General features: G+C 56.4%; 11 protein-coding genes and 1 pseudogene. 11 read left to right on the top strand and 1 reads right to left on the bottom strand.

Features of this window, described 5'->3' with window-relative positions; all coding sequences use genetic code 11:
- Positions 1–4: 4 nt before the first annotated feature.
- Genes FJD38_RS08690 through FJD38_RS08680 form a run of 3 tightly spaced genes read left to right on the top strand, consistent with a single transcriptional unit; the run spans position 5 to position 3,766 of the window.
- Positions 5–787, top strand: coding sequence for a hypothetical protein (locus tag FJD38_RS08690; RefSeq protein WP_146384883.1), 783 nt, complete (start codon positions 5–7; stop codon positions 785–787).
- 5 nt (positions 788–792) lie between these two features.
- On the top strand, positions 793–1,575 hold the full coding sequence (locus FJD38_RS08685; RefSeq protein ID WP_146384881.1) for a hypothetical protein: 783 nt from the start codon (positions 793–795) through the stop codon (positions 1,573–1,575).
- A 10-nt stretch (positions 1,576–1,585) separates the two neighbouring features.
- Positions 1,586–3,766, top strand: a complete 2,181-nt coding sequence (locus FJD38_RS08680; protein WP_244302710.1) for a lipase family protein — start codon at positions 1,586–1,588, stop codon at positions 3,764–3,766.
- Between the two features lie 48 nt (positions 3,767–3,814).
- On the opposite strand, the gene FJD38_RS08675 is transcribed toward FJD38_RS08680, so the two are convergent.
- Complete coding sequence (locus FJD38_RS08675; protein WP_411172346.1) at positions 3,815–6,238, bottom strand: penicillin-binding protein 1A; 2,424 nt, start codon at positions 6,236–6,238, stop codon at positions 3,815–3,817.
- A gap of 206 nt (positions 6,239–6,444) precedes the next feature.
- Here FJD38_RS08675 and pilM point away from each other — a divergent pair, with 206 nt between their 5' ends.
- The 8 genes and pseudogenes from pilM to FJD38_RS08635 all read left to right on the top strand — a co-directional run bounded on the left by pilM (position 6,445) and on the right by FJD38_RS08635 (position 13,838).
- Positions 6,445–7,389, top strand: a complete 945-nt coding sequence (pilM, locus tag FJD38_RS08670) for a type IV pilus assembly protein PilM (protein WP_146384879.1) — start codon at positions 6,445–6,447, stop codon at positions 7,387–7,389.
- A complete protein-coding gene (locus tag FJD38_RS08665) occupies positions 7,389–7,958 on the top strand; it encodes a PilN domain-containing protein (protein WP_122785195.1) in 570 nt (189 codons plus the stop codon). Before pilM ends, FJD38_RS08665 begins: the two co-directional genes overlap by 1 nt.
- Positions 7,958–8,578 (top strand): type IV pilus inner membrane component PilO, encoded by a 621-nt coding sequence (locus FJD38_RS08660; RefSeq protein ID WP_146384877.1) that lies wholly within the window; start codon positions 7,958–7,960, stop codon positions 8,576–8,578. Before FJD38_RS08665 ends, FJD38_RS08660 begins: the two co-directional genes overlap by 1 nt.
- Positions 8,575–9,102, top strand: a complete 528-nt coding sequence (locus FJD38_RS08655; protein ID WP_146384875.1) for a pilus assembly protein PilP — start codon at positions 8,575–8,577, stop codon at positions 9,100–9,102. The genes FJD38_RS08660 and FJD38_RS08655 overlap by 4 nt, the downstream gene beginning before the upstream one ends.
- A gap of 135 nt (positions 9,103–9,237) precedes the next feature.
- Positions 9,238–10,496: pseudogene (locus FJD38_RS08650) on the top strand (type IV pilus secretin PilQ); the annotation flags it as partial.
- 4 nt (positions 10,497–10,500) lie between these two features.
- The gene (gene aroK, locus FJD38_RS08645; protein WP_122785191.1) at positions 10,501–11,019 is read left to right on the top strand and encodes a shikimate kinase AroK; all 519 of its coding nucleotides are present in this window, start codon (positions 10,501–10,503) and stop codon (positions 11,017–11,019) included.
- 142 nt (positions 11,020–11,161) lie between these two features.
- A complete protein-coding gene (aroB, locus tag FJD38_RS08640) occupies positions 11,162–12,262 on the top strand; it encodes a 3-dehydroquinate synthase (RefSeq protein ID WP_122785190.1) in 1,101 nt (366 codons plus the stop codon).
- A gap of 10 nt (positions 12,263–12,272) precedes the next feature.
- Positions 12,273–13,838, top strand: a complete 1,566-nt coding sequence (locus tag FJD38_RS08635) for an AAA family ATPase (RefSeq protein ID WP_122785189.1) — start codon at positions 12,273–12,275, stop codon at positions 13,836–13,838.
- The last annotated feature ends 49 nt before the right edge of the window (positions 13,839–13,887 follow it).

Raw genomic sequence — 13,887 nt, 5'->3', positions numbered from 1 at the left:
TGCCGTGGCCAAGTATAAATTTATCGCACTCAGTATTTTCGTTGTTTTGATTGGCGTTTACGGCGCCTATTTGTATTTCAAAGATCCCAACACCTTTACCTTTACGGTTGATATGCCTCCGGGGTTTAAATATTCAGCTGCGGTGTATTACGTGCCTGCGCCGGGTGAGACGTGCGAGGTGGCAACGAAGGATAATTTAGCGCCGACATTCAACTACAGGTGGTGGAAGTCATATGAGCCAGACGCGGTTATAGAAATTCGTCGAACCCGTAAAGGCTGCCCGTTGGTGGTGTACAACATCAAGTTGGAGATTTATGCGGTTTATGGGCCTACATGGGCAGATTTCGGCTCGACTACTGCACAGGTCGTTATCAAGGAAGGATTGGATAAAATTGATATAGAAAGTTTCAGTGATGCCGGAGAAAGTACTTTTTTTGGGGAGTGTGATTGGAGATTTAGAACCTCCGGAAAAACCCGCGTGCTCCGAAAATTACTCGACTGCAAGGATGTCAATGTCGGACGTCCTGCAACGCGTGGTAGGCCGGTGGCTGGGTATTTACCAGCTCAATTACCGGGAAAGACGGTGCGGTTGAAACTTGATTTGGCCAATAAAGAGCGTCCCTCAATAGGTGATACATGGGTTGAGTTTCCTAACGGTTGGAAGCGCTGCATGGGTAATGGATTTGAAGATCAATACGCATTTTGTAATGGCAATCAAGAAGATTTTAGTCATTTCATAATGCCTGATGGTAAACAGTGCACTATTTATCCGGGATGTACGGAGTGAGTGCCGTGGCCAAGTATAAAATTATCGCACTCAGTGTGTTCGTTGTTTTGATTGGGCTTTTCAGTGCCTATTGGTATTTCAAGGAGCCCAACACCTTTACCTTCACGGTCGATATGCCGCCGGGGTTTAAATATTCGGCGGCGGTGTATTACGTACCAGCGCCGGGTGAGACGTGCGAGGTGGCAACGAAGGATAATTTAGCGCCCACATTCAACTACCGGTGGTGGAAGTATTATGAGCCAGACGCGGTTATAGAAATTCGTCGAACCCGTAAAGGCTGCCCTCTAGTGGTATATAACATCAGGTTGGATATCTATGCGGTATACGGCAATACATGGCGAGATTTTGGTACGACCACCGCACAAGTCGTTATTAAGGAAGGCCTGGACGAAGTAGATATTGAGAAATTTGATAAGGCAGGAGAAAGTGTATTTTTTGGTGAGTGTTCATGGAGTTTTAGAACCTCCGGAAAGACACGGGTGCTCCGAAAATTGCTCGACTGCAAGGATGTCAATGTCGGACGTCCTGCAACGCGTGGTAGGCCGGTGGCGGGGTATTTACCTGATCAATTACCGGGAAAGACGGTGAGGTTAAAACTTGATCTGGCCAAAAAAGAGCGCCCCTATATGGGGGATAAATGGGTTGAGTTTCCTAATGGTTGGAAGCGTTGCATGGGAAAAGGGTTTGAAGATCAATACGCATTTTGTCGTGGTAACACACAGGATTTTAGTCATTTCATAATGGCTGACGGCAAACAGTGCACTATCTATCCGGGATGTACTGAGTGAGGCTATCTTTATGAGTATCGTTAATGCGGTAGGCATTGATTTGAAACATAGAATGTTTTCATGCCCTGTTCAAAACGAGCAATCTACCTTTCAGTTGTTGGATGAGTTTGGTGCAGGCGATTCCTATGCGGGGTTGTCTTTTGAAGTTACAGATTGTGAAGGGTTCAAATACACTGGATTTTTGAGTGACACGGCAACGGGCACAGTAACCAACCATTTTGCCGGGCCTCTTGCATTGACGATGGGATCGCTCTATCAGGGTGTGGATGATTTTTACGATACGTTGATAAAACGTGACCATTACCCGTTAAAAATAACAGCACTTCAAGTCAGAGCAGAACAAACCCGTTACGCCAATGAAGATGGCAGTCGCCCCCGGGAACTGCCCACATCTCGGTTTTCAGACGCCGACTTTTGCCAAGTCGAAGTCCGCGACTTGGTCGAGCATGTGTCACATTTGCCCCCTGAGGTTGAGCGTCATTACCCGCCCAGTACGGGTGCCCGTCGGTTAATGGGGGAGCACGGCCTGCGAGGCGTTTGCATCGCGGGTAATCGGCACACGGTTCTACAAGTTCGGCCACTGCGGGCGTTGCGCCCGATGCTTTCGACAGAGCCGCAGTTCTGTGCGCTAAACCTGTACCAGTTGGCGTTGATGTCGACGCTGAGTTATTGCCCGTTTGGGCAGGCCCCTGACAAACATCCCATACGGGCACCGGTTGTCACTTTTGCCGAAGAGCCGAGTTCGGGCAACTGGTTTGCCGATTCGCTCGCCAAATTCAAGGAAATATGGAAAGTCGATGCTGGCCAAACTCAGGCCTATTACCCGTTGTTTGAGGACGTGGCCTATTCCAGGCGTTTTGAAGTCGTGCCTTTTGATCCTGCGTTGTACCCCAAAAATAACCCACAACTAGGGCCCGATCAGGATAGTCCCATCAAAATCCATTTTCTCGATGATCGCGGCGATATCGTCGACACCGATACTCAAGCGTTTGCGACGCATAGCGATGAAATTATCTTGATCGTGATACGGGGTACCAGTGAGATGTGGCGTGATGGGCTTCGAGATCTTGATGCGTTTCAAGTTCCCTTTGAGGAGGGAGTAGGTACGGTTCATCGCGGGTTTTACGAGGCAGCACAAGTTGCCAAGAAATTTGCAGTCAAGTACCTCGAAAAATTCTATAAGGGTCAAAAGCTGATGATCTGCGGCCATAGCCTCGGCGGTGCTATTGCCCTGATTCTTTCTGAAATGCTGCGTCGCAAGCCTGAACGCTACGACATCCTCCTCTACACCTACGGCGCCCCCCGCGCGGGGGATTCAACCTTTGTCGAAGCCGCCAAACCTCTCGTCCATCACCGTATGGTCAATCACAACGACCCGGTGCCCAGTGTGCCCGCGCCGTGGATGAAGTTTAAGCCTTCAGAATTTGATTACGGGGCTGCGATTCGCTTTAAGAATGTGCCCGCGGAGTTCATTGCGTATGTCGCCGGCATGATCAATATGGACGCCGATCCCTACGCCCACCACGGGCAGGTGCAGCATTTCATGCGGGTGAATTTTGGCGGAAATGAGGTTTCCCACATTCTCTGGGTGCCTGGCTGCGACACATTGGCCGAGCACGCCGCCTGTTCAATGGCTCTTGATCAGTATGAAGGGCTGCCTGTTCGCGATGGTTTGGGGCGCCAGTTGCTGGATGCAGGTGATCATTCGATGGTGAGCAGCTACGTGCCTAATTGCTGGGCCACGCTACGCCGCTGGCAAGAAGCACAAGAGGGCGCTCGGCCACGGGTGACCAATCGTGAGGTGGAGTGGGTGAGGTTGATGCTGTCACGCGTCGAGGAGCAACTTAAACAGCGGGTCGGCCATCTCAAAGAGGCCAATGACCCCTTTCCGCGGATCACCCGGGCCACCGTTCAAGCCATGACTCGGGAGCTGTCAAAAATACAAATGACCGCCAAGCGCCTGTCTTCGTTGACCTACAGCGTGGTCTCGGCTCAAGACGTATACGGCACCCACGCGGCGCACCCAGAGCGTCTGGCGCAAGCACTCAAGCGTTGGCTGAGTCACGCCGACAACACTCGCACGGTGCAACTGGCCATGGCCCCCTTGGGCATGTCGATGGCCGAGTTTGATATGTCGATGGGGTTTGCCCGCAATACCGGGCCGTATTACGGCGATATTCTCGATCTTTAAGCGGGGCAAGCCGCACGCGCTTCAACGTGCAACTTGCCGCTCTGAGGGTCAAAAGAGGTCGATAGGTGCCCCGTCATCAGCGGGCAGCGGGCTGCCCGGTGCCGGGTTATTGCCCAGTTCGCTATTGGTCGGCGGCGTGTCTTCGCTTTTGAACAACTCAAAGTAGGCGCCCGGTGTACCCGGTGAGGCGATACGGCCGCTGGTTGGGTCAATGCGCAGGCTGAGGATGCCTTCAGGCTCAGCTTGGGTGTGCGCCGGCTTGTCTTTGAGGGCGCCCCCCATGTAGGTCATCCAGATCGGCAGGGCGACCGTACCGCCATATTCGCGGCGGCCCAGGCTTTCAGGCTGGTCGAAACCGGTCCATACGGTGGTCACGTAGTCGGCGTTGTAGCCGGAGAACCAGGCGTCCTTGGATTCGTTGGTGGTACCGGTTTTACCCGCCAGGTCCGTGCGGCCAAGGGCCAATGCGCGGCGACCGGTGCCCAGCTTGATGACGTCTTGCAGCATGCTGGTCAGGATGTACGTGGTACGCCCGTCAACGATGCGTTCGGCAACGGCCTGGGTCTCGGTGGTCGGCAAGCCCGGTGCAGCGTTGATGGTGTCGATGGTCAGCGCTGCGGCTTCTGGCGGCACATCTTTGCTGTCATGTTTAGGCACGCTGGGCGGGTTGGCGACAAACAGCGTCTCACCGTTGCGGCTTTCGATCTTGTCCACAAGGTACGGTGTGATTTTGTACCCGCCGTTGGCGAAGGTGCTCCAGCCGGTGGCGATTTCCATCGGCGTCAGGGTAGCTGTACCCAGCGCCAGCGACAGGTTGCGCGGCAAGTCCTGTTTGTTGAAACCGAACTTGCTGATGTAGTCGATGGTGCGGTCGACGCCCAGGCTCTGTAGCAAGCGGATCGACACCAGGTTACGCGACTTGTACAACGCCTCGCGCACACGGATAGGGCCCAGGAAGGTGTTGGTGTCGTTCTTCGGGCGCCAGACCTTGTCGAGGTATTCGTCGACAAACACGATGGGGGCGTCGTTGACCAGCGTGGCGGCGGTGTAGCCGTTGTCCAGCGCTGCGCTGTAGATAAACGGTTTGAAGCTTGAGCCGGGTTGGCGCTTGGCCTGCATCGCCCGGTTGTAGTTGCTTTGCTCAAACGCGAAACCACCGACCAGCGCACGAATGGCACCGTTGTTCGGATCAAGCGAGACCAACGCGCCTTGTACGTTCGGTACCTGGCTGAATTTCAAGCTGCCATCGGCTTGCGGTTGCACGCGGATCAGATCGCCCACTTGTGCCACATCGGAAGGCTGCTTGGGCATCGGGCCCATGCTGTTGGTGTTGAGGAACTTGCGTGCCCATTTCATGGTGTTCCATGACACACGGCCTTCGCCGTTACGGGTCAGCACGTGCAGGCCGTCTTTATCGACCTGGGTGACGATGGCCGGTTCCAGACCGCTGATGGGGCGCTGCTTGGCGAGTTCTTGAGTCCACACCGCCAGGGTTTTACCGGGGAAGCGGGATTCCGGGCCGCGGTAGCCATGACGCTGATCGTAGGTCATCAGCCCTTCGTGAACCGAGGTGTTGGCCAGCTCTTGCAGGTTGCTCGGCACGGTGGTGGTCACACGGTAGCCTTCGGTGTAAGCCTCGCTGCCATAGCGGCCAACCATCTCGGCGCGGGCCATTTCTGCGATGTACGGCGCGCTGACTTCCGGGGTTGGCACGTGATAACTGGCGTCGACCGGCTCGGCGATAGCTGCTTCATAGCTGGCCTGATCGATTTTGCCCAATTTGTACATGCGACCCAGAATCCAGTCGCGACGTTCTTTGCTGCGCACCGGGTTGGCCAGTGGGTTAAAGCGCGACGGTGCTTTGGGCAGGCCGGCAATCATGGCCATCTGCGCCAGGCTCAGGTCGCGGATCGACTTGCCGTAGTAAACCTGTGCGGCCGCTTCGATGCCGTAAGCCCGGTTGCCCAGGTAAATTTTGTTCACGTACAGCTCAAGGATTTCGTCCTTGGTCAGTTCGCGTTCAATTTCCAAGGCCAACAGAATTTCATTGGTTTTGCGGGAAAAGCTGCGCTCACTCGACAGGAAGTAGTTCTTCGCCACCTGCATCGTGATGGTGCTGCCCCCTGATTGAATGTGTCCGCTTTTTACCAGTTGGGTAGCGGCACGCATCAGGCTGCTCGGGTCGACCCCGTAGTGATTGGCGAAATTGTCATCTTCTGCCGAGAGCAGGGCATTGATGAAATTGGGCGGAATGTCGGCGAACTTGATGGGAGAGCGGCGCATTTCGCCAAACTCTGCGATTAATTTGCCGTCGCTGGTGTAGACCCGCAAAGGAATCTGCAACTGGATGCTTCTCAACGACTCTACGGACGGCAAGCCAGGACTAAGATAGAGAAACGCGCCGCTCAATACGAGCAACAGCCCGCAGAACACAGCAACGAAAGACCACCCGAAAAACTTCAGCAGACGAATCAAGGCTTTTGGATTTCCAGATTAAGAAATGGGTTTGCACGTCAGGGCAGTGCGCAGGTGCGACGGGTCGACAATGCGGAAAAAAACGCCCGGCATTATAAGCATTTTTCGCTCATAGGCGTCATGGACCGCATGTCAGAACGGGTTTTGAACGGATCTCAATTTTTACCCTCCGTAAGTCACGGAATGCATTAGGGAAAATAACAGTGCCAGGATTTTTGACCACTCGCCGCCACCGTTGTGTCGGCATTGATATCAGTGCCCACGCTGTCAATATTGTCGAATTAAGCCGTTTGAACACCAGATTCACGCTTCATGGCTATGCCATTGAACCCTTGCCCAGACAGTTGGCAGAGGATCAGACCCGCGCTCATCCGAAAAGTGTCGCTCAGGTGCTGCTTCGGGTGTTGGGTGAGCAGGCAATGCTCGCTCGCGATGCGGTGGTGGCGGTTGCCGACGGCCAGTTGATCTGTAAAAACCTGGAGCTGGATGCTGGCCTTGCTGGTGATGAACTCGAGCTTAGCGTGCGCTTGGAGGCCGAACAGCACGTGCCTTATGCGCTGGAGAGCGCCGCGCTGGATTTCGAGGTTCAAGGCGTTTCACCCTTGAACCCGCAGCTGATGAGCGTACTTGTGGTGGCGTGCCGCATGGAAACATTGGACTGGTATCAAGCAGTGTTGAGCCATGCGGGGCTCAAGGCCAAAGTTATTGAGGTGCAGTCCCATGCTCAAGTGCGAGGAATTGACGCCATGATGCCTTCGTCAGGTGCCGTGGCCGTGGTCGATTTCGCCACGCCTGCCACGCGGTTAAGCATTCTGCACCAAGGTAGGGTGATGGAGTCGCTTGAACTTCACTTCGGCGATGGCCAACAGGATCAGGACACTTTCAAAACCACCGCCCTGCAGCACATCAGGCACGGCCTTGAACAGGTAGCTGCCAGCCCGAGGGCCGAGTTGGTCATTTTGGCCGGTGCGGCTGCGGGCCAGCCTGGGTTGAGTGAGTGGCTCCAGGCGAAACTGGGTATGCCGACTCAACCGGCCAATCCGTTTGTGCACATGGACATTAATCCGTCACTTGTCCCTCAAGCCTTGTGCAGTCATGCCCCAATGTTGTTGACTGCCTGCGGCCTGGCCTTGAGGGGATTTGATTGATGGCGAGAATCAACTTGTTGCCCTGGCGGGCAATGATGCGTGAACAGCGTTACAGGCGTTTTTTGATGGTGTTGCTGGCGCTGGCTGTGCTCGTGGTAGCCGGGCTTCTTGCGCTTGACCAGCTCATCGACCGTGCCGTTGAGCGGCAATTGATGCGCAATGACTTGATCAGAAGTGCCACCGTGCAGCTGGACGGGCGAGCCGAGCAAATTGACCAGTTAAAAGTGCGCCGTGAGCAATTGCTTGAACGCATGCAAACGATCGAGACGCTGCAGGGCAGTCGCTCTGACAACGGGATCATTCTGGAGCAGTTGGCCCGCAGCTTGCCGCAAGGCGTGTATTTCACCGACGTGAAAATGAGCGATAGCATCATCGTGATAACCGGCACTGCCCAGTCTCCCAGTCTCGTGGCCGAGCTGATGCGCAATCTGGATGCCTCCCATTGGCTAGAGGCTCCAGTGCTGATTGATGTGAAAGCAGAAGCTGCCCCGGCTGGCGGGCAGGAGCGTTGGTTTCAGATGACCGTCGCTCAGACCCGTCATCCTGTTCCTGTGGGTGGGCACCTCTGATGGCGTCGCATTGGCTGGATCGTCTGCGCAGTGTTGAGTTACAGGACCTTGGGTTGAGGAATGCGGGAGTCTGGTCACCCAGGCATAAGGTGCTGGTGGCAATGGCCTGGGTGAGTGTGTTGCTGGGGCTTGGGTATTGGCTGCTGCTGGCGGGCTCGATGGCCCGGCTTGAACTGCAGCGCGAGGCTGAAGTGGCCATGAAAACAGAATTCGAGGCCAAGGCGAGGAGGTTGCCGGCCCTCGGGTCATACCGGTTGCACGTGCAGGCATTGGAAGAAGCCTATCAAGCGCTCATGACCCTATTGCCCCGACAAGCAGAAGTGCCCGGGCTGCTGGATGACCTTTCGCGCATGGGGCTGGCCAGCGGCCTGGTGATCGAACAGATTCAGTGGTCTCCGCCGGTGCGGCATAAGCTTTACATCGAGCAGCCGTTGCAACTGTCTCTGGTCGGGCGTTATCACGATGTTGGCCTGTTTCTGAGCACCCTTTCGAGCCTGCCACGCATTGTCACCTCACATGATTTTGCGTTGGTGCCTCTCAATTCCTCGGGCGATGGTCGGTTGCGCATGACCTTGCTTGCCAAAACCTACCATGCTCACACCTCGGGGCTGACCCCATGAACCGGGCCGCCCGGCTGTGTGCGATGGGCTTGTGCGTGGGGCTTGCCGGGTGCGACAACCCACAGAGCACAGCGCAATTACAGGCATTTTTACAGGTAACCCAGCTGCACGAAGAGCCTGCCAGTGCTTCGGTTCCACCGCTCGTGCGCCCGCCTGTATTCGTCTATGGCGCGGCGAACCTGCGCAGTCCGTTTCAAGTGTTGCATGAGGGTGCCGCCGGAAGCTGGCAAGCAAGCCTGGTCGAGGATGGAGTGGATGACCGTCGTGCCAGGGCATTTCTGGAGGGCTTTGACCTAGAACAGTTTGAGCTGGTCGGCACGTTGTCCAACGACCGGGAAAGCAACGCCTTGCTGCGCGCCAAGGGGGTTGTACACCGCCTGAAGGTGGGCGATTACCTGGGGCGCAATAACGGTCAAATTGCCTGGATCGACAAGGCACACGTTGAAGTGTTTGAAGTGATTTCGGATGGTCAGGGCGGTTGGCTGGAAAGGTCCCTGACGATCCCTCTAAAACAGCAGTCTTAACGGAAATACACCATGAAAAGGATTTTCCCGGTCTGTGGACTGGCGCTATGGAGTGCGCTGAATTCACAGCAGTTACTGGCGTTTGCGCCATTCAGTCCCGTTGCGCCCCCACCTATTGAAGCAGCGAAACCCTTGTACACCGGGGAGCCCATATCGCTTAACTTCCAGGACATTGAAGTGCGCACGGTGCTTCAGTTGCTGGCCGACTTCACCGAATTCAATCTGGTTGTCAGCGACACCGTGCAAGGCAACATGACACTTAATTTGCAGCAAGTGCCATGGGATCAGGCCCTGGATGTGGTGCTCAAAAGCAAGGGTCTGGGCAAGCGCAGGGAGGGCAATGTATTGCTGGTTGCACCCTTTGACGAAATTGCCGCCCGCGAGGGGCAGGGCCATGAGATGTACGATCAACTGGCCGATCTGGTTCCGTTGCGTAGAGAGCTGGTGCAAGTCAATCATGCCAAGGCGGGCGACATCGCCAAATTATTCCAGTCGGTCACCGCTCACCCGGCAGGCGCCGAGGGGCGCGGTTCGATCACGGTGGATGAACGCACCAATCACATCATCGCGCTCCAGTCGGCCGAGCAACTGGAGGAGTTACGCCGCATCGTGGCGCAACTGGATGTGCCGATGCGCCAGGTGATGATTGAGGCCCGGATTGTTGAGGCGGGCGTGGACTTTGAGCGCAACCTCGGGGTGCGTTGGGGAGGCGCAGTCAATAAAGGCGGTAAATGGAGCGCTGGCGGCATGGGCGCACCGTCTTCTTCAACGGGGGAGGCGGGCCAGGTGAGCGCCCCGTTTGTCGATATGGGGGTCAAGGGCCAGGCCGCGGGCGTGGGGATCGCCTTTATCACCAACAATGTGTTGTTGGACCTTGAGCTGAGCGCCATGGAAAAAACCGGCAATGGCGAAATCATCTCTCAACCCAAAGTCGTCACTTCAGACAAGGAAACCGCCAAAATCCTCAAAGGCACTGAAATCCCGTACCAAGAGACCAGTGGCAGCGGCGCCACCTCGGTGTCGTTCAAGGAAGCCTCGCTGTCGCTGCAGGTCACGCCGCAAATCACTCCGGACAACAGCGTCATCATGGACGTCATCGTCACCAAGGACGAACCCGACTACCTCAACATGATCAACGATGTGCCGCCGATCAAAAAAAATGAGGTCAAGGCCAAGGTGTTGGTTAAAGATGGCGAAACCATTGTGATTGGGGGCGTTTTCTCAAATTCTCAAATTCTCAAAGCAAAGTGGTAGATAAAGTGCCATTTTTGGGCGATGTGCCGTATGTTGGCCGGCTTTTCCGAAAAGATGCTGTGCTCGAAAAAAAATCCGAACTGCTGGTGTTCCTGACTCCGCGTATCATGAACAACCAGGCGATTGCTGTGAGCCATTGATTCTGTGCGAAATTTAATCCTTGTTGGGCCAATGGGGGCTGGAAAAAGCACCATCGGACGTTTACTTGCTAAAGAGTTGCACTTGCCATTCAAAGATTCCGATAAGGAAATTGAAGTGCGCACCGGTGCCAACATCCCGTGGATCTTTGATAAAGAAGGCGAGCCGGGGTTTCGTGAGCGTGAAACGGCAATGATTGCCGAGTTGTGCGAGGCGGATGGCGTGGTGCTTGCTACCGGTGGGGGCGCGGTCATGCGCCCGGAAAACCGGCAGGCGCTTCGTGCAGGCGGACGGGTAGTGTATTTGCATGCTTCTATCGAGCAGCAGGTGGCCCGAACCGCGCGCGACCGCAACAGGCCGTTATTGCGCAACGCCAACCCCGAGAAAATCCTGCGCGACTTGCTGGCCATTCGTGATCCGCTCTATCGGGAAATCGCCGACATCATCGTTGAAACCGACGAGCGGCCACCGCGCATGGTGGTGCTGGATATTCTCGAACGTCTGGCGCAACTGGCGCCGCGTTAACTCAGTCGCGGCTTCGCTTTACAAGCCATTAAAGTGCGATACGAAATGCGCTATTCTCGGCGCCGACCCTGCCTGTTCGCAGGGTGCCATCATTTGATAATTGCGAAACAGGGCGCCGGGCTCTGTTTCAACGCGGGGATTCATGCAGACACTGACGGTTGATCTAGGCGAGCGCAGCTACCCGATTCATATTGGCGAAGGTTTGTTGGATCAGCCGCAGTTGCTGGCCCCGCACATTGTCGGTCGCCAAGTGGCCATTGTGACCAATGAAACGGTCGCGCCTCTTTACCTTGAGCGTCTGACCCGCAGCCTTGCGTCGTATTCTGTGGTGCCGATTATCTTGCCCGACGGCGAAGCCTTCAAAAATTGGGAAACCCTGCAACTGATTTTCGATGGCCTGCTGACGGCACGTCATGACCGGCGCACTACGGTGATCGCTCTGGGCGGCGGTGTGGTGGGCGACATGGCCGGGTTTGCGGCCGCTTGCTACCAGCGTGGCGTCAACTTTATTCAGGTGCCGACCACCTTGCTTTCGCAAGTCGATTCGTCAGTGGGCGGCAAAACCGGCATCAATCACCCGTTGGGTAAAAACATGGTGGGTGCTTTCTATCAGCCCCAGTTGGTGCTGATCGATACCCAAACACTGAACACGCTAGCGCCTCGCGAACTGTCTGCAGGCCTGGCTGAAGTCATCAAGTATGGGCTGATCTGCGACGCACCGTTCCTGACCTGGCTTGAAGACAACATGGACGCGCTGCGTGGGCTTGATCAGGTTGCACTGACGGCTGCCATTCATCGTTCCTGCGCGGCCAAGGCCGAAGTCGTCGGCGCTGATGAACGTGAGTCTGGCGTGCGCGCTACGCTTAACTTGGGCCACACCTTTGGTCATGCCATTGAAACCCACATGGGCTACGGCGTGTGGTTGCATGGCGAAGCCGTCGCTGCGGGCACGGTGATGGCGCTTGAAATGTCTTGCCGTTTGGGCTGGATCAGCGCACAAGAGCGTGATCGAGGCATTCGGCTGTTCCAGCGGGCCGGTTTGCCGGTCGTGCCGCCTGCTGAAATGAGCGTGTCCGACTTTATGCAACACATGGCAGTAGATAAGAAAGTGATCGACGGTCGTATGCGACTGGTTCTGCTGCGGCACATGGGCGAAGCCATTGTGACTGACGATTATCCACAAGAAGTTCTACAGGCCACGCTGGGTGCGGATTACCGTGCGCTGGCTCAGCTTAAAGGTTAATAAAATCCCGATGACAAGTTTGCATGCCGACGAGGCGTTTCTCGGTCACTTCCAGCTCAACCACGACCCCTTTGCGCCACGGGTGCCGGGTTTCAAGTTTTTCCCGGCCCAGCGCAAGCCCGTGCTCGGGCAACTGCATCACCTGGCCCGCTACAGCCAGTTGCTGTTGGTGGTGACCGGCCCAGAGGGCAGCGGCAAGACCTTGCTGCGTCAGGCGCTGGTCGCCAGCACCAATAAACAGTCTGTGCAAAGTGTCGTCGTCTCGGCGCGGGGCGGGATGGATGCAGCGGGTATCTTGCGTCAGGTCGCGCAAACCCTGAATGCCGCCAGCGCTGATGTCGGGGCGATTCTGGCGCAAGTGGTGCAGTTGGCGCTGACCGGGCAGGAAGTCTACTTGCTGGTCGATGATGCCGAGCAGCTTGACGAATCCGCTCTGGAAGCCCTGTTGGCGCTGGCTGCCGGTGCGCCGGAAGGCCGTCCGCATGTGTTCCTGTTTGGCGAACCGTCGATGATTGACGGGCTTGAGCACCTGAGCGCGGAGGAAGAACGCTTCCACGTGATCGAGTTGCAGCCTTACACCGAGGAAGAAACCCGCGAATATCTGGCCCAGCGTCTTGAAGGGGCGGGTCGCGGGATCGAACTCTTTAGCGCCCAGCAGATCTCAGATATACACGAGAGCTCCGAGGGTTGGCCTGGCATCATCAATCAGGTCGCCCGCGATGCAATGATCGAAGCCATGATAGCGAGCCGCTCAGCGGTCAAGCGTCCAAGTATGGGGTTCAACATGCCTAAGAAACACGTATTGGCCATTGGTGCCGTAGTCGTAGTGGCTGTGGCCGCCGCCTTCCTGATACCGGGCCGCAGTAAAACGCCGACTGCGCCGGGTACCGAGCAGACGCAATTGGGGCAGGCAGCTCCGGCTGACGGTGCTAACCCGTCCATCGACTTTGCCGGCAAATCGCAGCCTATGCCCTTGCCGCTGGTGGGGCAGTCACAACCTGTCGTGCGCGGCCCTCTGGCTGAAGAAGCCGGTGGCATCGCTGAAGGCGATGACGGCGGTGTGCCTGCCGTTGACGGAGGTGTGGCTCAGCCACCGACCGTGACCACCACAGCGCCACCTGTGGGTGTGCCAGCAGGCCCGGCAGCTGCGCCAGCTCCTGCGCCAGCACCCACGGTTGCTACCGCTAAACCAGCACCTGCTCCAGTGGCCAAGCCGGCGCCTGCGCCTGCTGCCAAGCCTGCGGTCAAACCAGCCGACAAGCCGGTGACATTGGCCAAAGCCGCCCCTGGTGGTAGCTGGTACAGCAGCCAGCCTGCCGGTAATTACGTGGTGCAGATTGTCGGCACCAGCTCCGAAGCCTCTGCGCAAAGCGTTGCGAAAGAGCTGGGCGGCGAAGCCCGTTATTTCAAAAAATCCCTCAACGGCAAACCCCTGTTCGTTGTGACTTACGGCAATTATCCGAGCCATGCCGCAGCAACTGCGGCCATCAAGAACTTGCCAGCGAAGATCCAGACTGGTAAACCTTGGCCTCGCACTGTCGCCAGCGTCCAACAAGAGCTGGCAACCGCTCGCTGATGATCCGGCGACCTTACCCAGGTCGCCGTTCTACGCCATCAAAATTCCT

Origin of the sequence: Pseudomonas saxonica, assembly GCF_007858365.1 — a bacterium.
In the GTDB taxonomy this organism is placed as follows: Bacteria; Pseudomonadota; Gammaproteobacteria; order Pseudomonadales; family Pseudomonadaceae; genus Aquipseudomonas; species Aquipseudomonas saxonica.
The sequence above is the reverse complement of the archived record's forward strand: the minus strand, read 5'-3'. Positions and strand labels throughout refer to the sequence as shown.